Genomic DNA, 23,610 nt, shown 5'->3' with positions numbered 1-23,610 from the left:
GCGATTCAGTTCGTGCGGCCCCCCTTGACCCTGATCACCGAGACTGAGCAATGCGCTTCCGCGACGACCTTGGTCGAGACGCTGCCAAGATGGCGGCGCACCGCCGATGAGGCGCGGGCGCCGAGCACGACATGATCGATGTCGTTGTGCCCGGCATAGTTCAGGATAGCGTCCGCGGCGCTGACGGCCTCGATGACGTGGTAGCTGACGCGGTCCTCGCGCAGGTGCAGCGGCCGCGCCCAGTCCTTCAGTGAAACGAGCCGGTTGATGTAGAGCGAGCGCCCGTGCTCGTCGACGGTCTGCGTCTCGCGGATGATCTCGGTGCGCAGCACGGTCAGGCAGGCGAGCCAGGAATCCTCGCGGGCCGCCAGGAGGCGCTGTGTCTCGGCCAGGATCGCGGCCGCGAGTTCGTCGTGCTCGCCCGACAGGTCGACGGCCACCAGAATGATGGATGGGCCTGCCTCGCGGCGCGCATGCGCCGAGGGACCGAGGATCTCGGCCTCGTCGCGCTTCTGGAACCGCGCCAGTATGCGCTTGCCCAGGCCCGGCGACGTCGTGGCGCGGCGGTGGCGCGCGACCACGACCTGCTCGGGGTGGCGCAGGTCGAAGGCGACCTTGGCCGCGTCGGCATAACGCTGGCGGCGGTCGACCTCCAGGCAGCGCAGGATGATCTCCTCGAGCCATGCCGGCGTTTCCGGGCGCAGCGAACGCGGCGGGCGCGGCGCATGGTAGAGGCGCCGCTTCATGCCGGGCAGCGTTGCCGGGCGCCCGAACGGCTCCTCGCCGGTTGCCATCTGGTAAAGGATGCAGCCAAGCGCGAAGATGTCGCTCGCCGGATCCGAGCGGTCGCCGAGCACCTGTTCGGGGGCGATATAGGCCGCGGTGCCCATCGGCGCGGAACTCTCCTCGCCGAGGAGGTCGGGCAGTTCTGAATGGCGGGAGAGGCCGAAGTCGAGGAGGACGGCCCCGCCCTTCGCCATCATCACGTTTTGCGGCTTGAGGTCGAGATGAGCGACCTTCTGGCGATGCAGGTCGGCCAGCGCGACGGAGATGGCGATGCCAATGCGCACGACCTCTGCGACCGCTAGCGGCGCGGACTGCAGCGCCTCGGCGAGCCGCGTGCCGGCGACGAATTCCATCGCGATATAGGGAATGCGGGCGAGGTCGCCAGCAGCCACGAAGCGCGGCACATGCGGGCCCGACAGGCGCTTGTGGATCATCGCCTCGGTCTCGTAGCCGACGATCATCGAGGCGTCGGCGCCGGGGTCGAGGATCGGGATCTTCATCACGAGGGGCATGCCGTGATCGGGATGCGTCGCACGCCACAGCGTTGCCATTGCGCCAGAGGTCAGGCGCTCGGTCAGGGTGAAACCGTCAATGACCGAGCCGGCGCGCGGCGTCTCCATGGCACTTCCCCTCTGCTCGCGCGGTTCCGAGCGTGTTGAATCAATCTGGTCGGAATCGCCTCTAGAAGCTTGATCGAACGCGCTTAATCCGCATGCTCTAACGGCCGATATGCAGTCGCAGGCCCAGCCATTCGGGCAGGCCATATGCGTGGATCTTTCGCGCCGTCTCCTGGGTATCGTAGGGCACACGGATCATGGTGATCTCGGCCCGGCCCGTATCCAGGAGCGCAAAGCATGCCGCCGGATTGCCGTCGCGCGGCTGGCCGACCGCTCCAACGACGACGACATGGCGCCGTATGGCGGACAGCGGCGCTGCGACATGCGGCAAGGGCTGGAACCGAACCGGTTCGATGCCCGAGCGCGCATAGTAGATCGTCGGCACATGGGTGTGGCCGCACAGCACGAGCGGTGCATCGCTGGCGGCCAGGCATTCGGCGGCGGCTTTCTCGTTGGTGACATAAGGCCATCTCGCCGGCGTCCGCGCGCTGGCATGGACAAAGAGCATGCCGGGCAATTCGGCCGAGAGTGGCAGCGCGTCCAGAAAGCCCAGATGCGCGGCCGAGAGCTGCGTGCGTGTCCAGAGGATCGCGTCATGGGCGTGTGGCGTCATGCCGGACGGACCGGTGATCGCGGCCTGGTCATGGTTGCCGAGCAGGCAGAGCGCGCCGTCGGAAACCAGCCGCTCGGCCGTCTCGATCGCGAAGACGGGATCGGGGCCGTAGCCGACGATGTCACCGAGCAAGGCGATGCGGTCAGGCGCGAGACGGTCGACCGCTTTGAGGACGGCTTCCGTCGCCTCGCGGTTCGCGTGAAGATCCGTCAGAACGGCAATGCGCATGGGGTAGGATCGCGGGGAAGCCGGTTGCCGGTGTGCCAGCAGGCGCAGCCGCGCGCCATAGGCCTTTTGGTGCAGGCTCTCAGGCCGCGGAGTGCAGGCTCGACAGGAAGCGCTCGACGAGATCGCTGATCATGCCGGCCGACGCCTCGACCTGCACCGCGGCGGAGTCGAGCTCGATCGACATCTTGGCGACATCCGCGATCGAGCGCCGGGCGGCCTGCGCCGAGGCGAGGCCTTGCTGCGTGCGTTCGGCGGCCTCCTTGGTGTCTGCCGCCATATCGCCGGTGGCCAGCGATTGCGCCCGCACCGTCTCCGCGATCGACGCCGCCGATTGCTCGAGGCGCGCGATGGTGAGGCTGATCGAGTTGACATGCCGGACGCAGGATTCGGTCGCCGACTGGACCTGCGCGATCTGCGTGGCAATTTCGCCGGTGGCGTTGGCCGTCTGGTGGGCGAGGGACTTGACCTCGCCGGCAACGACGGCAAAGCCCCGACCGGCCGCTCCGGCGCGTGCCGCTTCGATGGTGGCGTTGAGCGCGAGCAGGTTCGTCTTGGTCGCGATCTGCTGGATCAGCGTCACGATCGAGCCGATGCGCCCTGCCGCTTCAGCCAGGACCTCCATCGACCCGGTGACCTCGCGCGTGTCGACGACGGCTTCCGCGGTGACCGAGAAGCTCTGCTGTGTTTCGCTGCTGACAAGGTCGAGCGCACTGACCAGGTCCTCGGTCGCGGCCACGGCGCGGCCGATCCGGTCGGTACAGGCGAGCGCGGCATGCTCCGCGAGCGTCGCCTCGCGATCGGCCTGGCCGCTGCGATAGAGGCTGGTCGCGGCGTAGTCCCTGAGCGTGCTCGCCGCGGTCCGCAGGCTTTCCGACAGTTGCCCGATATTGCCCTGGAAGGACGAGGCGGCGAGATGCAGCTCGTTCTCGCGCTGCGTCAGCCCGATGCGGCTCGCCCGCTGGTGGCAGGAGGTCGCCGCGATCGCGTCGCACAGGATCAGCCTTGTCAGGGCAGCGGCCTCGGCGATCGCCTTGCGGCTGCTGAAGCGGCGTCGTCGGCCGATCTCCTGGAAGAGCGGCTCGATCAACCGCAACGCCGTGCCAAGCCTGGTCCGGATCCCCATCGCGTCGCCGAATTCGGTCATCGCCGCCCGGTTCAGGTCGTCGGCGTAGTCATCGCCGAACTCAGCCTTGAACAGGAGTTCGAAATGCCGGAGTTCGGCCTCGACGATCGGCTGGCGGTGCCTCTCGACATGGATCTTCATGTCGGCGACGGAGCGCTCGAGATGGTCGCAATAGGCGGAGGAGGCTTCGCCGGCATGCCGGGAGACAACCGGCAGCAAGGCGCGCGCGACGTCCCGCGCACCCGCGTCGACGCCAGAAGCGAGCAGCAGCTTGTCGATCGCCGCAGCCGTGATCGCGACGGGCTTGGCACCGGAAGCGGGGTGGGCGGGATCCTGGGACAATGTACGCCATAGCCGGGAAATTCGTCGGCTAAGACGCTGTCACAAATCCCTTAAAGAATTTGAGGCGAAATTGAGCGGCTTTCTAGGGGCCAACTGGAAATTCGGCCCTCATCCCGACGGACCGCGAGCGGCGTCCGGAGGATGAGGGCTCCGAGAAATTTCCAGGCTGCCTCTAGGCCGCGTCGAGCCCGTAGAGCGAGTGCAGCGTCCGAACCGCCAGCTCAGTATAGGCCGCGTCGATCAGCACCGAAAACTTGATCTCGGACGTCGTGATCGCGCGGATGTTGATGCCCTTTTCCGACAGCGCCCGGAACGCGCGCGCCGCGACGCCGGCATGGCTGCGCATGCCGACGCCGATGGCCGAGATCTTGACCACGTCGGTCGCGCCCTGCAGCGCCTGGTAGTGGATCACGTCGTGCAGGCCCTCCAGCAGGGTCTTGGAACGCTCGTAATCGGCCGTCGGCACGGTGAAGGTGATGTCGGTCGTCGCCTGGTCGTCGGAGACGACCTGGATGATCATGTCGACATTGATGTTGGCGTCGGCGAGCGGTCCGAAGATCGCGGCCGCCACGCCCGGCTTGTCGGCAACGCGCCGGAGCGTGATCTGGGCTTCGTCGCGTGAGAACGCGATGCCGGTGACGATCTGCTGTTCCACGATGTCGTCCTCGTCGCAGATGAGGGTGCCTGGATTGGGATTGTTGGGGTCGTCGAAGGAGGAGCGCACATAGGTAGGCACGCGATGGACCATGGCGATCTCGACCGAGCGCACCTGGAGCACCTTGGAGCCGAGCGAAGCCATCTCCAGCATCTCCTCGAAGGAGACCTTGTCCATGCGGCGTGCCTTGGGCACCACGCGCGGATCGGTGGTGTAGACGCCGTCGACATCGGTGTAGATGTCGCAGCGATCGGCCTTCAGCCCGGCAGCGATTGCCACGGCCGAGGTGTCCGAGCCGCCGCGGCCGAGCGTGACGATGCGATGCGACTGGGCGTGCAGGCCCTGGAAGCCTGAGCAGACCGCGATTTCGCGGTTGCGGTCGAATCCGGCGAGAATTCCGGCGCCGTCCACGCCCTCGATCCGCGAGGACGAATGCGCGTCCGAACCGAAGATCGGAATCTGCCAGCCCTGCCAGGAGCGCGCCGGCAGGCCCATCTCCCTGAGCACGATCGCCATCAGGCCCGAGGTCACCTGCTCGCCCGAGGCGACGACGACGTCGTATTCGGCCTGATCGTAGAGCGGGGCGGCTTCCTTGCACCAGGCGACGAGCTCGTTGGTCTTGCCCGACATCGCCGAGACGACGACCGCAACCTCGTGGCCCGCGTCGAACTCGCGTTTGACGTGCCGGGCCGCGTTCTTGATGCGCTCGACGGTCGCGACGGACGTGCCGCCGAATTTCATCACCAGACGGGCCATGGCGGTCCAGAGGTTCTCGGTTATCACAAGCCCCGGTTCGGGCCGGGACGAAAGGTCACCCTCGCGTCTTGCGCGGGGCGGGTGTAGATGACGGCCAGCGGCCTGCCTGTCAATGCGACGAGGGTCGGGCAGCCAGACGGAGGCAAGGACCATGGCGGCGAGCGCCCAGCGCCGAGGCTCGGCTGAGGACAACGCGACCCGGAACGGCTCGACCGTCGATGCCGCCGAGGTGGCGCGCTTCGATGCGATCGCCAAGACCTGGTGGGACCCGAAGGGCCCGATGGCTGTCCTGCACAAGTTCAATCCGGTTCGGCTGGCGTTCATCCGCGACCTCGCCTGCGAACGCTTTGGCCGCGATCCGAAGACGATGCGGGCGCTGGAAGGGCTCAGCCTTGTCGATATCGGCTGCGGCGGCGGCGTGCTCTGCGAGCCGCTGGCGCGCCTCGGCGCCCGGGTTACGGGCCTCGATCCGGCCCCCACCAACATTGCCGTTGCGGGCGCCCATGCGCAGAGCAGCGGGCTCGCGATCGACTATCGCCAGCAGACGATCGAGTCGCTGGTAGCCGAGGGCGGCCGCTATGACATCGTGCTGGCGATGGAAGTGGTCGAGCATGTCGCCGATGTCGAGGCCTTCGTCGGCGCCTGCTGCGCAGCGGTGAAGCCCGGCGGGCTCCTCGTCATGGCGACGCTGAACCGTACCCTGAAATCCTATGCGCTCGCGATCGTCGGCGCCGAATATGTCCTGCGCTGGTTGCCGCGCGGCACGCATGACTGGGAGAAGTTCGTGACGCCGAAGGAGCTCGGCGATGCGATCGAGCGCGGCGGGCTCGAACTCGGCGACAGCACCGGCGTGGTCTACAACCCCTTCACGGATCGCTGGTCCGCCGCGCGCGACATGGACGTCAACTACATGCTGGCGGCGCATCGCCCGGGTTGAGTGGCGTCCGAGGGACGCGCTCAGATCCAGCGTCGCATCGTGCTGAGCACGATCAGGAACGCCAGGCCCGATGCCAGGGCGACGATGGAACCGGTCAGCGCCGGATTGGTGCCGATCGTGTAGCCGAGCTTGCGCCAGAGCAGCGTTCCGAGGATCGCGCCGGCGAGCACCAGCAGTCCGTTGACGATGATGCCGAAGGCGCCGTCGCGCAGCAGCATGTCGGAAATCCAGCCGAACAGCAGTACGGCGATCGCGACGATCGCGACCAACACCACGAGGTGTGCGGTCGGCAGGTCCGGCATTCCGAGCATCGAGATCAAGGTGCGCATGGAGAATCCTCGGCTGGCTCCAGGCTTGAATAGCATGGCTGCGTTAAGGGGATGCTGCGAAGCGCGGCAGGCGCACAGCACGGCCAGTGGAGCTGCGAGGCGTGTCTGTTGTTGCGCTGCGGCATAGTCCAATGGAACGATGGCGCGGCGCAGCATATGATGCATGATCGTGGGCAAGTCCGCCGGGGCAGCGCTGGGTCATCGCAAGCCTCCGCTGTCGCAAGCCGCCGGACAGAGCAGGGGAGAGACGACCATGTCCAAGCCGCAGACGTCTAAGCCACAGCCCGCCGCGATCGCGCACAAAGATCTCTACGAACTCGGCGAACTCCCGCCGCTGGGCCATGTCCCGGCCAACATGTACGCCTGGACCATCCGCCGCGAGCGCCATGGGCCGCCACAGGACAGCTTCAAGGTCGAGGTCGTCCCGACCTGGTCGATCGGCGAGGAGGAGGTGCTCCTCCTCGTGATGGCCGGCGGCGTCAACTACAATGGCATCTGGGCCGGGCTCGGCCAGCCGATCTCGCCCTTCGACGTGCACAAGGGGGCGCTCCACATTGCCGGCTCCGACGCCTCGGGCATCGTCTGGGCCGTCGGTTCCAAGGTGAAGCGCTGGAAGGTCGGCGACGAGGTCATCGTCCACTGCAACCAGGATGACGGCGACGACGAGGAGTGCAATGGCGGCGACCCGATGTTCTCGTCGTCCCAGCGGATCTGGGGCTATGAGACGCCGGATGGCTCCTTCGCGCAGTTCTGCCGAGTGCAGTCGCGCCAGCTCATGCTGAAGCCGAAGCACCTCGCCTGGGAGGAGGCCGCCTGCTACACGCTGACGCTGGCGACAGCCTATCGCATGCTTTTCGGCCACGCCCCGCACACGATCAAGCCTGGCGACAACGTTCTGGTCTGGGGCGCTTCCGGCGGGCTGGGCGTCTTCGGCGTGCAGCTCTGTGCGGCCTCCGGCGCCAATGCGATCGGCGTGATCTCCGACGAGACCAAGCGCGACTATGTCCTGGGGCTCGGCGCCAAGGGCGTCCTCAACCGCAAGGACTTCAACTGCTGGGGGCAGATGCCCAAAGTCAATTCGCCGGAATATGTCGAATGGACCAAGGAGGCGCGCAAGTTCGGCAAGGCGATCTGGGACATTACCGGCAAGAAGGACGTCGACATCGTCTTCGAGCATCCCGGCGAGGCGACCTTCCCGGTCTCCTGCCTCGTCGCCAAGCGCGGCGGCATGGTGGTGTTCTGCGCGGGCACCTCCGGCTTCAACATCACCTTCGACGCCCGCTATGTCTGGATGCGACAGAAGCGCGTCCAGGGCTCGCATTTTGCTCACCTCAAGCAGGCGAGCGCGGCCAACCAGTTCGTGCTCGACCGGCGAATCGACCCTTGCATGTCCGAGGTCTTCCCCTGGGACAAGATCCCGCTCGCCCACCACAAGATGTGGAAGAACGAGCACGCGCCCGGCAACATGGCCGTGCTGGTCTACGCCCCCCGCACGGGCCTGCGTACCTATGAGGACGTGGCGGAAGCGCTGGCGGGGTAAGGCGGGCGTCGGCTTGCGCTCGGGGGCGATAACACTTAATCGTTCGGTAAAGTAATTTTCCGAACGAGGTGTCCAAGTGCCGATCTCGCTCCAGCTCTACGCGCACCCATTGTCGTCCTACTGCCAGAAGGTGCTGGTCGCCCTCTACGAGAACGACACGCCCTTCAGCTATCGGCTGCTCGACTTCGCCGACCCGCAGGCCGGCGAGGAGCTCGCCGCGCTCTGGCCGTTGAAGCGCTTTCCCGTGCTCGTCGATGGCGGCGACACCATCCTCGAGTCGAGCGTCATCATCGAGCATCTGTCGCTCGCCCATCCGGGGAGGGTCCGGCTGCTGCCCGCGGATGCGAAGGCGGCGCTGGCCGTGCGGATGATGGACCGCTTCTTCGACAACTACGTCATGACCCCGATGCAGAAGATCGTCTTCGATCAAATCCGCGATCCGGGGAATCGCGACCCCCATGGCGTCGCCGAAGCGCGCGCGCTGCTCGATGCCGCCTATCAATGGCTCGACGTCCGGCTGGCCGGGCGCGAATGGGCCTGCGGCGACGAATTCGGCCTCGCGGACTGCGCGGCCGCACCGTCGCTCTTTTATGCCGACTGGGTCCACGAGATCGATACGGCCTTCCCCAACACGCGCGCCTACCGGGCGAGGCTCCTGGCGCGGCCATCCTTCGCCCGCGCCGTCGAGGAAGGGCGGCCCTATCGCCACTTCTTCCCGCCGGGCGCCCCCGATCGCGACTGAAACCTGTCACGCTGCCCCGGCCAGAGCATGCCAATGCGGCGTCCGCATGGGGCGACATCTGCCTGCCGCGCGATTAAGCAATCGGGCCTCGAAAGCCGGTCCCATGCTGTCATCGCCCCTGTTCCTGCGCGCCATTCCCCTGATCTTCACCTTCCTCTGGTCGTCAGGCTGGATCGTCGCGGGCTATTCGGCTCAGTATGCCGATCCGCTGACCTTTCTCTCGGTCCGCTTCGCCAGCGCCGGGGTTCTGCTGGCCCTGCTGTCATTGGCCGTCGGGGCGCGCTGGCCGGCGACGCCGCGGGCTTGGCTCGACTGCATCGTCGCCGGCGTGCTGCTCCATGCGATCTATCTCTGCGGCGTCTGGTGGGCGGTCCGCCACGGCCTGCCGGCCGGCATTTCGGGGCTGATCGCGGGCCTCCAGCCGATCCTCACCGCAATGCTGGCGCCGGCGCTCGTCGGGGAGCGCATCTCGCTGGTGCGGTGGGCCGGCATTCTCTGCGGGTTCCTCGGCATCGCCCTGGTGCTCGAACCCAAGCTGGTCGGCGTCGATCCGGCTGCGCTGTGGGGCATCCTGCTTCCGGTCGTGATCAACATCGTCGGCATGGTTGCCGTGACGTTCGGATCCTTCTTCCAGAAGGCCCGCATCGTCTCCGGCGACCTGCGGACGATCACCACGATCCAATACGGCGCTGCCTTCCTGTTCACGCTGCCGCTGGCCTTCGCGCTCGAGCCGATGCGGATCGAGTGGAACCTGACCATGGCGCTGGTCCTGGCCTGGTCGGTGCTGGCGCTCTCGCTTGGTGGGATCGGGCTCTATCTGCTCATCCTGCGCCGTGGCGAGGTCTCGCGCATCGCGACCTTCCTCTACCTCGTCCCGGCGCTGGTGGCGCTCGAGGCCTGGATCCTCTTCGGCGAGACGATGTCGCTGATCCAGATTGCCGGCATGGCCTTGACGATTGTCGGCGTCGTCCTGGCGAGCCGGAAATAGCGCCTGCTCGTCCGAAAGACGGCTTTTCGCTCCTTCGCGGTTCGGCATATGCTGCGTCGCAACAAGGGAGAGAAATCATGAGCGCAACCGCCGCCGCCGCCCCGTCGCAGCCCCCCGCCAGCGCCATCGATCTGATCGCGGCGGCGCTGCCGGGCTTCGAGACCCTGCTGCAGGAGGCGATCGCCGCCGTGCGCGCCAGGGTGACGGCCGAGGGCAAGGTTTCCTCCGCCCTGTTGGAAGCCGAGCAGCACGCCGCCCATGGCCTCTCTTGGCTCGCGACCTATGTCATGGCTCTGCGCGAGCTGAAGGCCTATGGCGAGCGCCTCGCGGCAGAGAACCGCTACGGCGCCGTCGAAGACTACGCGATCCGCATCGGCGCCGGCGAATATGCCGCGCAGATCCTCGGCGGCATCCCGATGAGCCAGGGCGAGATCGTCCGGCTGGCTTCGCTAGGCCTGTCCGCCAAGGTGATCGCTGCCGCTCGCACCGCCGCCGCTGATACGCTGGTCGCCGAGGGCAACACGCCGGAGAATCGCGCCCGCCTCGTCTCCCTGTTCAGCCAGGACGACGGCGCCGTCAGCGTCGGCGATCCCGGCCTCGACGAGACGCTGGAGGCGATCCGCTCCGAGATGCGCCGCTTCTGCGCCGCCGAAGTCGCGCCCCATGCCCATGAGTGGCACCTGAAGAACGACTACATCCCGATCGAGGTGGTCGAGAAGATGGCCGAGCTCGGCGTCTTCGGGCTGACCATCCCCGAGGAGTTCGGCGGTATGGGCCTGTCCAAGGTCTCGATGTGCGTGGTCTCGGAGGAGCTCTCTCGCGGCTATATCGGCGTCGGTTCGCTGGGAACCCGCTCCGAGATCGCGGCCGAGCTGATCCTCTGCGGCGGCACGCCGGAGCAGAAAGAAAAATGGCTGCCGAAGCTCGCTTCCGGCGAAGTGCTGCCGACTGCCGTCTTCACCGAGCCCAATACAGGCTCCGACCTCGCCAGCCTGCGCACACGCGCCGTCCGTGACGGAGAGGTTTGGAAGGTCTCCGGCAACAAGACCTGGATCACCCACCCCGTCCGCGCCGATATCATGACGCTGCTGGTCCGCACCGATCCGGACGCGGCCGGTTATCGCGGCCTCTCCATGCTGATCGCGGAGAAGCCTCGCGGCAGCGACGCCGATCCCTTCCCGGTCGAGGGGCTGACCGGCGGCGAGATCGAGGTGCTCGGCTATCGCGGCATGAAGGAATACGAGCTCGCCTTCGACGGCTTCGAGGTCAAGGCCGAGAACCTGCTCGGCGGGGTGGAAGGGCAGGGCTTCAAGCAGCTGATGCAGACCTTCGAGGCGGCCCGTATCCAGACGGCGGCGCGCGCCGTCGGCGTCGCGCAATCGGCCTTCGATCTCGGCCTGCGCTACGCCAAGGAGCGCGTCCAGTTCGGCAAGAAGCTGATCGCCTTCCCGCGCGTCGCCGACAAGCTCGCGATGATGGCGGCCGAGATCCTGATCGCGCGCCAGCTCACCTATTTCGCCGCCCGCGAGAAGGATGCCGAGCGCCGCTGCGATCTCGAGGCCGGCATGGCCAAGCTGCTCGGCGCCCGCGTCGCCTGGGCTGCCGCCGACAACGCGCTGCAGATCCATGGCGGCAACGGCTTCGCACTGGAATACGCCATCAGCCGCGTGCTCTGCGATGCCCGCATCCTCAACATCTTCGAGGGCGCGGCAGAGATCCAGGCCCAGGTCATCGCGAGGCGGCTCGTGGAGGAGTAGGGCGCAGTGGCTCTGCTGGACGACAGCGGGCCCGGTCACAGTGGCAATGAAAATTCGCCGTCCATGAACATCAGCCGCTCGCGGGCTTGATAGCTGTAGGGTGCCAGGCCTGTTTTGACGATGACCTCCAGGGTAGGCCTGGCGAGTGCGGGCGCAAAACGGGAAACCGTGCAGGCGGCCTGCACTTGAACCTGCCGATTGCTATGGTCTAGGAGGCGAGCCAATTCGAAGCGTCGGTCGCCGGGGCGAGATTTCAGCTCTGCCTCGACGGCCCAGATTGCTTCAATATGACGATTCTCGTCGGCCTTTCGGCCAAAACGCTCCGCCTGTTCACGGGCCATAGCCAACTCGGTATAGCGAGCCAGTAATTCCTCGATGGACAATTTGCCAAGATTTACGCGCTTCATGGCTTCAAGATTCCGTAGAGTCTAAGTGCGCGGTTCCCAATAGCCTGGCGCGTGTTCCAGTCCTTGTCGCTGAGAAATTGACGGGGTGTCAGTCCGCCAAATTCACTGTTGCGTGTCATGTACCATCCCGACACATCCCAGTGGCGCAAGGTTGGCACCAGCATTAGGTTCGGGCGTCCGTTGATCATGGAGCTCGGATAACCTGCAACTGTCGCCGCCGCCCGCTCGTTGCGATGATGAATATCGAAACCGGCGCTGGGACGTGACACGGCATCGTGAAGTTCCTGCTCCGTCTTCGGATCGTCAAGATACGAACCGATGCGCGGCATATGGCTGCGCAGCCAGGACGTGTCTAGCAACTGGCTGAAAAAGCCGCGAGCCTGTGAGGATGCCCTAGTATCCTTCGCTGACTGCAGCCATCGCGCGGAGTCCTTGACGACTGCAGTGATGCCCTGTGCGGTCCTCGGCTGGCTGGCGGGAATACCGGGCCCATCCGCCGGAGACGGCAACTCAAGTCCACTTGCCGCGCCGGCAATGGCATCGGGAAAGGCTGCGAGGAAGTCCGATAGAAGGGGGATGGCGTCGGGATGTTGACCCGAACCATCGCCCCATTGCCCGCCTTCGGGATTGCCCGCTGGCACGCGCGGCTGATTGGGATTGAAGCCGCCTTTTGCAATCAACGCGACCAGCCGGTCGAGCGCGGCGATCATCCGATCGCCGGCCTGCTGGCGCAGCAGGGCAAAATGGCGCTGCCGGAAGGCGCGCCGGTTCTCGATAATCTGTTGGGTTGTGAAAGATTGCATCCGGTGCCAGATTTCTGCGACGGATGCGGAGGCTAAGCGCGAAAATGTCGCCGGGATAAGTCGGCGCCTATCCCCGGATTTGCGTTCTCAGATCAGAACGGCTGGCTGATGCCCAGAATAAGCCGAGCGCTCCTAACGCTTTAATCCCGGCACGATCGCCACCGGATCAACCGCAAACCCCATTGCCCGATAGCCGGTGCGGTTGGGGTGGAGCTTTTCGCCGAGGCCGCCGCTCGTCGAGGCCGGCAAGAAGGCGGCCTTCGACCCGCCGGTCGCGGGGTCGAGCATCACGGCGTCGAAATCCATCACCGCGTCAAAACTGCCGGGGCTGCGGATAAAGGCGTTCAGCGCCTTGCGTTTCTGGTTCTGCTCGGCGGAGCCATGGACCGCGCTCGCGCTGCCGAGGGCGGTTGCGACGGTTGCGTCGACCAACACTCCTTATGAGCCCTCATATCGAGGGGCCGCTGCGCGGCTCTCCGGGATGAGGGCTGATTTTCCTGGCAGGTTCCAAGGCCTCTGTGCGGCAATAATTTCGACATGATGGCCCTGCTTTTCTCACTTCGGCCCTAAGAGCCGGGAGAAACAGGATCATCCGATGTCGAAAAGCCTAGCCACCCTATTCCTCGGATCGACGCTGCTCTGCGCCGCGGCGTTTTCGGCTCCCGCCATGGCGCAGCAGAACTCTGCCGAGCCGTCGCCGCGGATCAGCGTCGTCGGCGAGGGCGAGGTCAGCCTCGCTCCCGACATGGCGATCCTCAACCTCTCGGTGCTGCGCGAGGCCGAGACGGCGCGCGATGCGGTCGCCGCCAGCAGCGAGGCGATGAAGCAGGTGCTCGCCGCGCTGAAGGCGGCCGGCGTCGCCGAGCGCGACCTGCAGACCGCAGGGCTGAACATCCAGCCGCGCTATACGCAGCCCGGCCCGCAGGCGAAGCCTCAGGCGCCGAAGATCAGCGGCTATGCCGCCAGCAACTCCCTGACTGTCCGGGTCCGTGATCTCTCGGCGGTGGGAACGATCCTCGACAAGGTCATCGCCCTGGGCGTCAACCAGGGTGGCGACATCACCTTCGTCAATGACGATCTGAAGCCTGGCCTGGCCGAGGCGCGCAAGCGTGCCGTCCAGGACGCCCAGGAACGGGCGCGCACGCTGGCCGATGCCGCAGGCGTCAAGCTTGGGCGCATCCTGTCGATCGAGGAGCAGTCCCTGCGCTCCGCTCCCCGGCCCATGGCTAAGATGATGCGGGCGGCCGCAGCCGACAGCTTCGTCCCGGTCGAGCGCGGCGAGAACAGCTACGGCACCAGCGTGACCGTGGTCTTCGAGATCGCGCCCTAAACACAGGAGCGAGCTCACCGTATGGAATATGCAGTAAATTCATATTTGCCGGTTCCAATGGTGCCGTGATGCGATGATGTCGGGCCGCGGATACCTGCTGGAATGCTTCTGATCACCGATCGCTCGGATGAAAGCCGGGACGTCGCAAGAGGCCTGGCCCTCTTGGGACACTGTGCTGTCGTCGCGCTCGACGGCCAGGGCAAGGGCCAGGGCGAGCGCGCCGTCGCACAGCCGAGGATCGTCGTCAGCGACGTCGATCTCGGCGAGCGGCGTTCGGTCGAGGCCATTCGCGAGGCTCTGACTCGTCATCGCCGCAAGGACATGCCCTATCTCTGCCTGCTGCGGGACATGACCGCGCGCTCAACCATCCAGGCGCGAGCCATCGGCGCGACCGAGATCCTGCCGGCAGGAGCGGCGCCGTCCGTGCTCGTCAAGACGATCAGCCAGTTGCTGCAGGAGGGCGAGGACGCAGACCCGGCTCGCGGTACGCAGGCCTTCACCCGCGCCCATCTCGCAACCGCGGCGGTTTCACTCGCCGACATGTTGCAATCAGCATCTTCGGGAAAAGCGATCCCGCTCGCGGCGGTCGAGGCATCCGTAGACGCGATCGATCAGGCGGCCGGCGCCGCCGATATCGGCGACTGGCTCCAGGTGGTCTGGAGCTATGACGACCTGACCTACCAGCACTGCATGCTCGTCGCCGGTCTTGCTGCCAGCTTCGCGCATCGGCTCGGCTTCGGCGAAGACGACCGCCGGCTCGTGACGCGTGCCGCCGTGCTCCACGACATCGGCAAGGCGCGGATTCCGCTCGACATCCTGCACAAGCCCGGCGCGCTCGACGAGGCCGAGCAGGCGGTCATGCGCAGCCACCCCGTCGTTGGCCACCAGATGCTGGTCGCTCAGGGCGGCATCCGGCCCGAAGTCCTCGCCGCGGTTCGCTCGCACCACGAATATCTCGACGGTACAGGCTATCCCGACGGCCTGAGAGGCCATGAAATCTCCGACATCGTGCGGATGATCACGATCTGCGACATCTACGCGGCACTGATCGAACGGCGCAGCTACAAGCTGCCATTGCTGCCGGATCAGGCCTATGACCTGCTGGTGCTGATGGGCGCGAAACTCGACGCGGATCTGGTCCGCGCCTTCGGCGACGTCGTGCTGAAGCCCGCGCAGGCGGCCTGAGCGAGTCTCACCTCTGCAGCCGCCACTTGGCGAAGCCCTCGCCGGCATCGCCGGCGGCTTCCGCCGCAAGTCCCTCCGGCCGCTTTCCCGCCGCTGCGGGTGACGTCACGAAGGTCGCCTCCACGCCAGCGGGCAGGGGGGCCAGCGACCAATTCCCGTCGGCTTTCGGCTCGATCGTGCCCTTCGACAGGATATGGCGCACGATCACGTCGCGGTTGAGATCGGGCGCCTCCAGCACCACGGTCGTCCGGGTGCCCGGGAAATTGCCGCCGCCCGAGGCGCGGTAATTGTTGGTGACGACGATGAACTCGGCGGCCCCGTCGATCGGTCGGCCCGCATGGGCGAGATCGACGATGCGGCGTGCCTCCGGCGCCACGAGCTTGCCGTCGCCGTCATAGCGTGAGGCCTGCGTGACATCGATCCTGTAGGTCACGCCGTCGATCACGTCGAAATTGAAGGGGGGAAACGCTGGATTGATCAGCGGTTGCTCGCCGGTCTTCGCAGGGTCGATCCTGTTGAAGATACCGGCCGAGCGCTCCAGCCACTCGGACAGCTGCGCGCCGGTGATTTTCACGATCTGCACGGTGTTCGGGTAGAGATAGATGTCGGCGACGTTTCGGATGGTGATCGGCCCGGCCGGGATGTCCGTGTAGAATGAAGGTCCCGCCCGGCCGCCCGACTTGAAAGGGGCGGCGGCGGAGAGCACCGGCAGGTCCTTCCACGGCGTCTGCGCCATCAGTCCCTTGGCATAAGCAATCTGCGCCTCGGCCACGATCTGCACGGAAGGGTCGTCGGCGACGAGCGCGAAGAAGCTGTTGATGGCCGAGGCGGTCGTGCCGACAGGCTCGCGCATATAGACCAGTGTCGCCTCGTGATCGGCCTTGACGCTCGCGAGCACGGCTGGCTCGGCAGCGGCCTTCGGGACGATCTTGCGATCCGGCATGCGCTCGAAGATCGGTCTCGGTTCGACCTTGAATGCGGCGATGCGCCAGTGCTCGTCGCGCTTCTCCAGCTCGAGGTCGACGATGCCGAGATGCGAACCCCAGAACCCGGGCTGGCAGGCCGGCTTGCCGTGCAGCGTGCCCCTGACGTTGTCGACGCCGGCGAGCCCGTCGAAGGCCTTGGCGCCGGGAAAGACGAGGTGCTGGTGGCCGGTCAGGATGACGTCGATACCGTCGAGCGCGGCCAGATGCAGCGCCGCGTTCTCCTCCATCCCCTTGCGCTCCCCGCCGGCGATGCCGGAATGACAGAGCGCGATGACGAGGTCGGGCCCCGCCTTCAGCAGTTCCGGTACATGCTTGTGGGCGGCATTGACGATGTCGGTAGCGGTGACCTTGCCGTCGAGATTGGCCTTGTCCCACTGCATGATCTGCGGCGGGACGAAGCCGATCACGCCGATCTTCAGGACATGCTGCTGTCCGCTCTCGTCCTCGAAGCTCTGCTCGAACAGCCGCCAAGGGTCGACCAGCGGATAGCCGCCGATCTTCTCGACATTGGCGCAAACCAGCGGGAATTCGGCCTTGGCGAGCCCATGGTCGAGGAAGTCCAGCCCGTAGTTGAACTCGTGGTTGCCGATGGTGCCGCAGAGATAGGGCAGCGCGTTCATCGCGGCGATCATCGGATGGGTTTCGCCGGGCTTCAGGCCCTTCTTGTAGGCGATGTAGTCGCCAAGCGACGAGCCCTGCAGGAAGTCGCCATTGTCGAAGAGCAGGCTGTTCTTCGCCTCGGCTTGCGCCGCCTTGATCAGGCTTGCGGTCTTGGCGAGCCCGACCGTGTCGTCGGCGGCGTCGCGGAAATAGTCGTACGGCACGATGTTGACGTGGAGATCGGTGGTCTCCAGCACGCGCAGCTTCAGCCGGGCTGGTGTCTGGGCGCCGAGCGTCGAGGGCAGGGCTGCGCCGACGGCCAATGCTGCAGCTCCCTTCAGCGTGTCACGGCGATTGAAGCGCTTCTCTCGTGCCATGACCAGTCCCTGCTCCTGCCGATCCAGGCCGACGTTAGCATTGCAGCGGCGCCATGGCATGGCGAAGTTGGCGTCATCGCCCCATCAAGCCGCTCTACACCTCCCGCAGCGAGCGCGGCATCGTCACCGGGCGGGCTTCCCTTGCCTGCGCGGCGAGCCTGACCGGCGCGTTCACCGCCCCGAAGCCGGCATAGCCGCCGCGTCGTTCGATGATCTCGAAGAAGAAGCGCTGCGCGAAGACATGGGTGTAGACCTGCAGGAATTCGGCCTCGCCATCGCGATCGTACAGGATGTGGTGTTCGCGCAGCCGGTCGATCAGGTCCGGATCGAGCCCGTGCCGCGCCTCGAGATCCTCGTAGTAGTTTTCGGGGATGTCCAGGAAGGATAGCCCCGCGGCGCGCATCGCGGTGACCGCCGCGAAGATGTCCGGCGCATCGAAGGCGATGTGCTGGACGCCGGAGCCGAAATGCTCGGAGACGAAGCGCGACGACAGCGTGCGCGTCGCCTGCGAACCGTTCAGGATGAAACGCAGTGAGCCGTTCGCGCTGACCAGCGGCCGGCTTTCGACGAGCCCGCCTGGATCGGCGATGGCGAGCTGCGGGATGCGCTCAAGCCGGAACAGCGAGGTGTAGAACAGCAGCCAGGACAGCATCTCCTCATAGTCCATCGACTGGGAGATGTGGTCGACGCTCTCGAGCGGCGCGGCGGGGGCCGGGGATTGGGCCGGCGACTTCGGCTCCGACACCGCCACGAAGTCCTTGTCCCAGATATGGCCGAGTTCGCCCTCCGGCTGGGTGAAGTAGATCAGCGAGCCGCCGACACCGCGGATGGCGGGGATATGCAGCTCGCCTGGGCCGACCGGTTGCTCGAAGCTCTGGATGCGCAGGCCGGCCGCGCGCGCCATCGTCTGCTCGACATCCTCGACCCGCAGGCAGATCGCGCAGACGCCGGGCCCATGCATGATCGCATGCGATTGGGCGAAGCCGTCCTTCTCGGTGTTGAGCAGGAGATTGATGCCGCCCTGGCTCCAGCGCGTCACGGACTTGCTGACATGCTGCCCCGTCTGGCGGAAACCCAGCGCCGAGAACAGCCGAGCCAGCTCGGACGCCGTCTCCTCGTCGAGCGCGAATTCGATGAACTCGACGCCCAGGATCTGTGCGCGCGGCGGCAGCGTCGGTGAGCTCTGGTCGGCAAGCGCGATCAGCGAGCGCATGCCGTCCGTGGCGAGCCTGCGGGCCGAACCGGCACGGAACTGGTCGTTGAAGATCTCGTGCGAGAGCGGCCCGTTGTAGCCGGTCTGCGCGATCGCCTGCACGAAATCGACGACGGCAAGGTCGCCCTGGCCGGGGAAGCAGCGGAAATGCCGGCTCCAGCTCAGCACGTCCATGTCGAGCTTCGGCGCGTCGGCGAGCTGGACAAGGAAGATCCGGTCGCCGGGGATCGAGGCGATCGGACCGAGCGGCGACTGGCGCGCCAGCGTGTGAAAGGAATCGAGGATCAGCCCGATGCGCGGGTGGTCGGCCCGGCGCACGATCTCCCAGGCGTCGCGGTAGTCGTTGACATGGCGGCCCCAGGCCAGCGCCTCGTAGCCGACACGCACGCCGTAGCGGGCGGCGAGCTCGCCGAGTTCGCGGAGGTCCGCCGCCGCCCGGTCGATGCCGCCAAGCGCCTGCGGCGAGACGTTGGAGCAGATCAGCATCAGCTCCGCGCCGAGCTCGTTCATAATGGCGAATTTGCGCTCGGCCCGAGCGAAGGTGCGGGCGCGCAGCGGCTCCGGCATGCCCTCGAAATCGCGGAAGGGCTGGAAGGCCGAGATCGTCATGCCGAGATCGGCGACCATCTGACCAACTTCGCGCGGGCCGCCGTCGAAGGTCAGGAAATCGTTCTCGAAGACCTCGACCGCGTCAAAGCCGGCGGCGGCGATCGCCTCCAGCTTCTCGGCGAGGTCGCCGCTCAGCGAGACGGTGGCGATCGAGGTCGGGTTCATGCGGCAATCCTCATCCGGCAAGCTTCAGGCGGCTTTGGCTTTCGTCTGTCCGATCGTGACCGGGCCGCCTTTCCGCGCGGCTTCGGCAACGGCCTCGATCACGGCCAGCGTGCGGGCGGCGTCAGCCGCGTCGGTGATCGGGGTTTCCGTGCCACGGATCACGGCGCAGAAATGCCGGATCTGCTCAGCCAGCGGTTCGAGCGGCGCGATCGCGACGCTCTCGCGCAGCAGCGGCTCCCACCAGCCCTGCCGGCCCTCGTAATGCCAGCGCTCGAGCGAAGGGATGGACAGCGAGCCTTCGCTGCCGGCGATCAGGTAGCAGAGCCCGTCGCGCTGCGGATAGGCCTTGTTCTCGCCCGAGGAGAGTTCCCAGCTCCACGGCGTCGGCGTCACGTCAGAGACGGTTGCCGTGCCGAGGGCGCCATTGGTGAAGCGGAAGATCAGCGCCGCCGTGTCCTCGACGGCGAAGCCGCGCGTCGCGTTCGAGGTCATCGCCTGCACGCTGTCGATCTCGCCGCAGATGAAGCGCAGGTTGTCGATGTCGTGGATCAGGTTGATCAGCACCGGCCCGCCCCCGGGCTCGCGCCGCCAGGCGACGTCGAAATAGTCGTCGGGCTTGCGGATCAGGAACAGCGAATTGACGGCGACGAGACGGCCGATGCCGCCCTCCTGCACCAGCTTGCGCGCCGCCTTGACGATCGGGTTGTGCCGGCGGTGATGGCCGCCGAGCACGGGAATCCCGGTCCGCGCCTGCACCGCGATCAGAAGCTGGGCCGCCGCGACGCTTTCCGCGAGCGGCTTCTCGATCAGCACCGGAACACCGGCCTCCAGGCATTCGATGGCGCCCGGCACATGCATCGCATTCGGCGTCGCGATGATCGCGCCGTCCGGCGTCATCGCCGCCAGCATGTCGCTGATCGAGGCGAACCAGGGCGTGCCGCGCTCGGCCGCGAGCGCCCTGGCAGCGTCGGTCGGGTCGCAGATCGCAGCGCAGTCGCAGTCCTGCGAGGCGTCCAGGCGCTCCAGATGCGCGCGGCCGATCAGGCCTGCGCCGACGAGGGCGATCTTCAGTTTCGCGCTCATGCGGCCTCCGTCAGGGCGCCGCCGAGGAAGAGCTGCGCAACACGCGGATCAGCGAGGATCTCGGCCGCCGGACCCTGCATGCGCGTCTGGCCGAGTTCGAGCACGAGGCCCTCGTCGGAGATCTCCAGCGCCGAGCGGGCGTTCTGCTCGACCATCAGGATGGTGACACCTTTCGACCGAAGCTCCATCAGGATCCCAAAGGTCTCCTGCACCATCATCGGCGAGAGCCCGATCGAAGGCTCGTCGATCAGCACGAGTTTCGGATCGAGCAGGAGCCCGCGCACGATCTCGAGCTGCTTCTGCTGCCCGCCGGACAGCGTCGAGGCCTGCACGTCCGCCTTCGCCCTTAGCGACGGGAAGCGGTCGAGCGCGGCCTCGATGCGCTTGGGCATGTCGGTGATGTGCGAGCCCGCGGCGACCGCGCCGAGCTCGATATTGTGGCGGACCGACAGCTCCGGGAAGATGTTGCGGCCCTGTGGCACGTAGCAGATGCCGGCCTCCAGCAGTTTGCGCTGGTTCCAGTTGGTGATCTCGGTGCCTTCCAGCCGGATATGGCCCTCGCGCACCTTGAGCAGTCCGAAGATCGCCTTGAATACGGTCGACTTGCCAGCGCCGTTGGGGCCGATGACGGTGGTGATGGCGGCACGCGGCACCTTGAAGCTTGTGCCGTTGAGGATGGTCATGGCGCCATAGCCGCCGACCACGCCGTCTAGTTCGAGGATGGGGGTGCTCATCGCGTCGCTCCTCAATGCCCCAGATAGGCTTCGATCACGGCCGGATTGGCCCTGACCTCGGCCGGCGTGCCCTGTGCCAGCACCTTGCCCTCGGCGAGCACGATGACGCGGGAGCACAGGCTCATGACGAAATCCATGTTGTGCTCGATCACGACGAAGGTCGCGCCCTGTTCGGCATTGATGGCGCGCAGGCGCTCCTTGAGATCGCCCAGCATGGTCAGGTTGACGCCGCCGGCCGGCTCGTCGAGCAGCACCAGGCGCGGGCCCGCCATGAACGCCATGGCGGCGTCGAGCAGCTTTTGTTGGCCATAGGAAAGTCCGCCGGCCTTGGCGTCGGCGAGATGGCCGAGCTTGAAGAAGCCGATCATCTGCTCGGCCTTCTCCGTCAGCCCGGCATCGCGCGCGCCGAACAGCCGCGACAGCATCGAGCCCTGATGCTCCTGCCCGGCGAGGATCAGGTTCTCCCGCACGGTCAGCTCCGGGAAGACCTGCAGGAGCTGGAAGGTGCGGCTGACGCCGAGCCGGTTCAGGTCGGAGGGGCGCATGTTGGTGACATCGCGCCCGTCGAGCTTCACCGCGCCTTCGGTCGGCTCGAGCTGGCCGAGGATGCAGTTGAACAGGGTCGACTTGCCGCAGCCATTCGGGCCGATGATGCCGAGGATCTCGCCCTCGTTCACCGAGAACGACACGCCGTTGACCGCCTTGATGCCGCCGAAGGCCTTGTGGAGGTTGTTGACTTCGAGAACCTGGTTCATCGGGCGTCTCCCCGCTTGCCGGTGAGCTTCGCCCAGCCGCGCTCCATCAGGCCGCTGACGCCCTGCGGACAGGCGATCAGCAGCAGCATGACGATCGCTGCGAAGATGATCAGGTAGAGCGAGCCGGCGAAGCGCAGCCACTCCGGCAGCACGACGCCAAGCAGCGCGCCGACGAAGGGGCCGAGCAGATAGCCGGCGCCCCCCGCCACCACCATCAGCAGCAGGAAGAAGCTCTGCGACAGCGAGAAGGGCGAGGGGTCGATGAACTCGACCAGCGGCGCATAGAGCGCGCCTGCGAAGCCCGCATAGGCCGAGCCGATGGCGAATGCGAGCAGCGTATAGGTGCGGGTGTCGATGCCGAGGCTCGCGGCGCGGATCGGATTCTCGCGCAGCGCCGTGAAGGCGCGGCCCCAGGGCGAACGGATCAGCCACCACAGCGCGACCGCCAGGATGAAGGTCACCGCGACGACGAAGCGGTGGAATTCCAGCGCGCCGAACAGCTTGATGCCGAAGAACTCCGGCCGGTTGATGTTGGAGATGCCGAAGACACCGCCGGTCAGCCATTGCTCGTTGCGCAGGATCAGCCAGATCAGCGTCGAGAAGGCGAGCGTCACGAAGGCGAGGTAATGCGCCTTGACCCGCAGCGCCGGGAAACCGAGGACGATGCCGACCGCGAAGGTGAGCAGACCGGACAGGGCGAAGGCAGCATACCAGGACACGCCGGCCTTGGTCGTCAGCAGCGCGGTCGTGTAGGCACCGAGCCCCATGAAGGCGGCCTGCGCCAGCGACTTCAGCCCGGCATAGCCCAGCGTCAGGTTGAGCCCCATCACGGCGATGCTCATGACGAGCCAGAGTGAGAGCACATAGGTGCCGTAGCGGCCCATCCCGACCGGCGCGAACCAGAGGATCGCGGCGCCGATCACGAGGGTGAGGAAGGTGCCGTCGATCGCGCCGCCGAGGCCAGGCAGCCGGGCGAGGCGAGGGGACGAGGCCAGGCGGCCATCGGTTGCGGGCGCACTCATACGCGGCGCTCCTCTCTGCGGCCCATCAGCCCCTCGGGCTTGAGCAGGATGATGACGACGAGCAGCACCAGCGGCACCGCCAGCCGGTACGAGCTCGAGACATAGGCTGCGGCCAGCGAATCGACGACGCCGACGAGGAGCCCACCGACGAGCGCGCCGCGCACCTGGTTGAAGCCGCCGACGATCGCCGCGATGAAGGCGAACAGGCCGATGACCTCGCCATTGGAGAACTTGGCGAGATAGATCGGCGAGATCAGCACGGAAGCGACGACGGCGAGCGCCGCGTTGATGACGAAGGTCAGCAGCACCATTCGCTCGACGGGAATGCCGAGGATGCGCGCGACGGTGGGATTCTGCGCCGTCGCCTGCATCTGCCGGCCGAGACGGGTGCCGCCGACGAACCATTGCAGCAGGCCGATGACGGCGAAGGCGCAGGCGATGATCGCCAGATGCTGCAGTGAAATCGCCGCACCGAAGACCTCGATCGTTTGCGTCGGCACGAAGGAGGGGAAGTTCTGCGCCTCGGCCGAGAAGCCGTCCTTGGCGCCTTCCTTCATGATGATCGACAACGCCATGGTGGCGATGGCGAGCGGCAGCACGCCATGCCGGATCATCGGGTCGACCACGGCGAGCTTGAAGCCGACGCCGAAGATCAGGATGAAGGCAGCGATGCCGATCAGCGCACCGAGCCAGACCGGCGCTCCGAACAGCTTGATCGCCAGCAGCACCAGCACGGCCGGCAGCATCACGAACTCGCCCTGGGCGAAGTTGATCGTCTGCGAGGTCTGCCAGACCAGGGTGAAGCCGATCGCGGCGAGCGCATAGATCGCACCCGTTGCGATACCGGCGATGAGATAGGCGATGAACTCGGCCATGGCTTGGTGCCTTGCACGTTTGGCTCGACGCGAACCCCTCCCCCTTGTGGGGA

22 protein-coding genes are annotated in these 23,610 nt (G+C 66.5%); 7 read left to right on the top strand and 15 right to left on the bottom strand.

The window, feature by feature from the left end; all coding sequences use genetic code 11:
• Positions 1–5 precede the first annotated feature (5 nt).
• From VGN82_RS16785 to VGN82_RS16770, 4 genes are all read right to left on the bottom strand, one after another.
• Positions 6–1,406, bottom strand: coding sequence for a bifunctional serine/threonine-protein kinase/universal stress protein (locus VGN82_RS16785; protein WP_327528183.1), 1,401 nt, complete (start codon positions 1,404–1,406; stop codon positions 6–8).
• Between the two features lie 97 nt (positions 1,407–1,503).
• Positions 1,504–2,244 carry a metallophosphoesterase family protein gene (locus tag VGN82_RS16780; protein ID WP_327528182.1) on the bottom strand — a complete coding sequence of 247 codons (741 nt, stop codon included), beginning with the start codon at positions 2,242–2,244 and terminating at the stop codon, positions 1,504–1,506.
• 79 nt (positions 2,245–2,323) lie between these two features.
• Positions 2,324–3,709 carry a methyl-accepting chemotaxis protein gene (locus VGN82_RS16775; RefSeq protein WP_327528181.1) on the bottom strand — a complete coding sequence of 462 codons (1,386 nt, stop codon included), beginning with the start codon at positions 3,707–3,709 and terminating at the stop codon, positions 2,324–2,326.
• 172 nt (positions 3,710–3,881) lie between these two features.
• A complete protein-coding gene (locus tag VGN82_RS16770) occupies positions 3,882–5,120 on the bottom strand; it encodes an aspartate kinase (RefSeq protein WP_327529162.1) in 1,239 nt (412 codons plus the stop codon).
• Between the two features lie 151 nt (positions 5,121–5,271).
• Here VGN82_RS16770 and ubiG point away from each other — a divergent pair, with 151 nt between their 5' ends.
• Entirely contained in the window at positions 5,272–6,057 is a 786-nt protein-coding gene (ubiG, locus tag VGN82_RS16765; RefSeq protein ID WP_327528180.1) for a bifunctional 2-polyprenyl-6-hydroxyphenol methylase/3-demethylubiquinol 3-O-methyltransferase UbiG, read from the top strand.
• Between the two features lie 20 nt (positions 6,058–6,077).
• Here ubiG and VGN82_RS16760 read toward each other — a convergent pair whose 3' ends face one another.
• On the bottom strand, positions 6,078–6,542 hold the full coding sequence (locus VGN82_RS16760) for a hypothetical protein (RefSeq protein WP_327528179.1): 465 nt from the start codon (positions 6,540–6,542) through the stop codon (positions 6,078–6,080).
• A 97-nt stretch (positions 6,543–6,639) separates the two neighbouring features.
• On the opposite strand from VGN82_RS16760, the gene ccrA reads away from it, so the two are divergent.
• The 4 genes from ccrA (at position 6,640) to VGN82_RS16740 (ending at position 11,413) form a co-directional block, all read left to right on the top strand.
• Positions 6,640–7,926: a crotonyl-CoA carboxylase/reductase gene (ccrA, locus tag VGN82_RS16755; RefSeq protein ID WP_327528178.1), complete on the top strand. Its 1,287-nt coding sequence runs from the start codon at positions 6,640–6,642 to the stop codon at positions 7,924–7,926.
• A gap of 82 nt (positions 7,927–8,008) precedes the next feature.
• Positions 8,009–8,668, top strand: coding sequence for a glutathione S-transferase family protein (locus tag VGN82_RS16750; RefSeq protein WP_327529161.1), 660 nt, complete (start codon positions 8,009–8,011; stop codon positions 8,666–8,668).
• Positions 8,669–8,771: 103 nt separating this feature from the next.
• Positions 8,772–9,656, top strand: a complete 885-nt coding sequence (locus VGN82_RS16745) for a DMT family transporter (protein ID WP_327528177.1) — start codon at positions 8,772–8,774, stop codon at positions 9,654–9,656.
• 77 nt (positions 9,657–9,733) lie between these two features.
• Positions 9,734–11,413 (top strand): acyl-CoA dehydrogenase family protein, encoded by a 1,680-nt coding sequence (locus VGN82_RS16740; protein WP_327528176.1) that lies wholly within the window; start codon positions 9,734–9,736, stop codon positions 11,411–11,413.
• A gap of 35 nt (positions 11,414–11,448) precedes the next feature.
• Here the strand turns inward: VGN82_RS16740 and VGN82_RS16735 are convergent, their stop codons facing one another.
• The 3 genes from VGN82_RS16735 to VGN82_RS16725 all read right to left on the bottom strand — a co-directional run bounded on the left by VGN82_RS16735 (position 11,449) and on the right by VGN82_RS16725 (position 13,058).
• Positions 11,449–11,820, bottom strand: a complete 372-nt coding sequence (locus tag VGN82_RS16735; RefSeq protein WP_327528175.1) for a DUF2019 domain-containing protein — start codon at positions 11,818–11,820, stop codon at positions 11,449–11,451.
• Complete coding sequence (locus tag VGN82_RS16730) at positions 11,817–12,623, bottom strand: hypothetical protein (RefSeq protein ID WP_327528174.1); 807 nt, start codon at positions 12,621–12,623, stop codon at positions 11,817–11,819. Before VGN82_RS16730 ends, VGN82_RS16735 begins: the two co-directional genes overlap by 4 nt.
• A gap of 132 nt (positions 12,624–12,755) precedes the next feature.
• Positions 12,756–13,058, bottom strand: a complete 303-nt coding sequence (locus tag VGN82_RS16725; RefSeq protein ID WP_327528173.1) for an SGNH/GDSL hydrolase family protein — start codon at positions 13,056–13,058, stop codon at positions 12,756–12,758.
• A 160-nt stretch (positions 13,059–13,218) separates the two neighbouring features.
• Between VGN82_RS16725 and VGN82_RS16720 the strand changes: the two genes are divergently transcribed.
• Positions 13,219–13,953, top strand: coding sequence for an SIMPL domain-containing protein (locus tag VGN82_RS16720; protein ID WP_327528172.1), 735 nt, complete (start codon positions 13,219–13,221; stop codon positions 13,951–13,953).
• A gap of 102 nt (positions 13,954–14,055) precedes the next feature.
• The gene (locus VGN82_RS16715) at positions 14,056–15,138 is read left to right on the top strand and encodes an HD-GYP domain-containing protein (protein ID WP_327528171.1); all 1,083 of its coding nucleotides are present in this window, start codon (positions 14,056–14,058) and stop codon (positions 15,136–15,138) included.
• Positions 15,139–15,145: 7 nt separating this feature from the next.
• Here VGN82_RS16715 and VGN82_RS16710 read toward each other — a convergent pair whose 3' ends face one another.
• The 7 genes from VGN82_RS16710 to VGN82_RS16680 all read right to left on the bottom strand — a co-directional run bounded on the left by VGN82_RS16710 (position 15,146) and on the right by VGN82_RS16680 (position 23,557).
• Positions 15,146–17,101: a bifunctional 2',3'-cyclic-nucleotide 2'-phosphodiesterase/3'-nucleotidase gene (locus VGN82_RS16710; RefSeq protein WP_327528170.1), complete on the bottom strand. Its 1,956-nt coding sequence runs from the start codon at positions 17,099–17,101 to the stop codon at positions 15,146–15,148.
• Positions 17,102–17,195: 94 nt separating this feature from the next.
• The gene (locus VGN82_RS16705; protein ID WP_327528169.1) at positions 17,196–19,088 is read right to left on the bottom strand and encodes a bifunctional sugar phosphate isomerase/epimerase/4-hydroxyphenylpyruvate dioxygenase family protein; all 1,893 of its coding nucleotides are present in this window, start codon (positions 19,086–19,088) and stop codon (positions 17,196–17,198) included.
• 24 nt (positions 19,089–19,112) lie between these two features.
• On the bottom strand, positions 19,113–20,171 hold the full coding sequence (locus tag VGN82_RS16700; RefSeq protein WP_327528168.1) for a Gfo/Idh/MocA family protein: 1,059 nt from the start codon (positions 20,169–20,171) through the stop codon (positions 19,113–19,115).
• Positions 20,168–20,905, bottom strand: coding sequence for an ABC transporter ATP-binding protein (locus VGN82_RS16695; protein ID WP_327528167.1), 738 nt, complete (start codon positions 20,903–20,905; stop codon positions 20,168–20,170). Before VGN82_RS16695 ends, VGN82_RS16700 begins: the two co-directional genes overlap by 4 nt.
• A gap of 11 nt (positions 20,906–20,916) precedes the next feature.
• On the bottom strand, positions 20,917–21,660 hold the full coding sequence (locus VGN82_RS16690) for an ABC transporter ATP-binding protein (protein WP_327528166.1): 744 nt from the start codon (positions 21,658–21,660) through the stop codon (positions 20,917–20,919).
• Positions 21,657–22,628 carry a branched-chain amino acid ABC transporter permease gene (locus VGN82_RS16685; RefSeq protein WP_414644350.1) on the bottom strand — a complete coding sequence of 324 codons (972 nt, stop codon included), beginning with the start codon at positions 22,626–22,628 and terminating at the stop codon, positions 21,657–21,659. The genes VGN82_RS16690 and VGN82_RS16685 overlap by 4 nt, the downstream gene beginning before the upstream one ends.
• A gap of 50 nt (positions 22,629–22,678) precedes the next feature.
• A complete protein-coding gene (locus VGN82_RS16680; RefSeq protein WP_327528164.1) occupies positions 22,679–23,557 on the bottom strand; it encodes a branched-chain amino acid ABC transporter permease in 879 nt (292 codons plus the stop codon).
• Positions 23,558–23,610: the final 53 nt, after the last annotated feature.

This window comes from Allobosea sp. (assembly GCF_035999205.1).
Taxonomy (GTDB): Bacteria; Pseudomonadota; Alphaproteobacteria; order Rhizobiales; family Beijerinckiaceae; genus Allobosea.
This window is presented reverse-complemented; position numbering and strand designations above follow the sequence as displayed.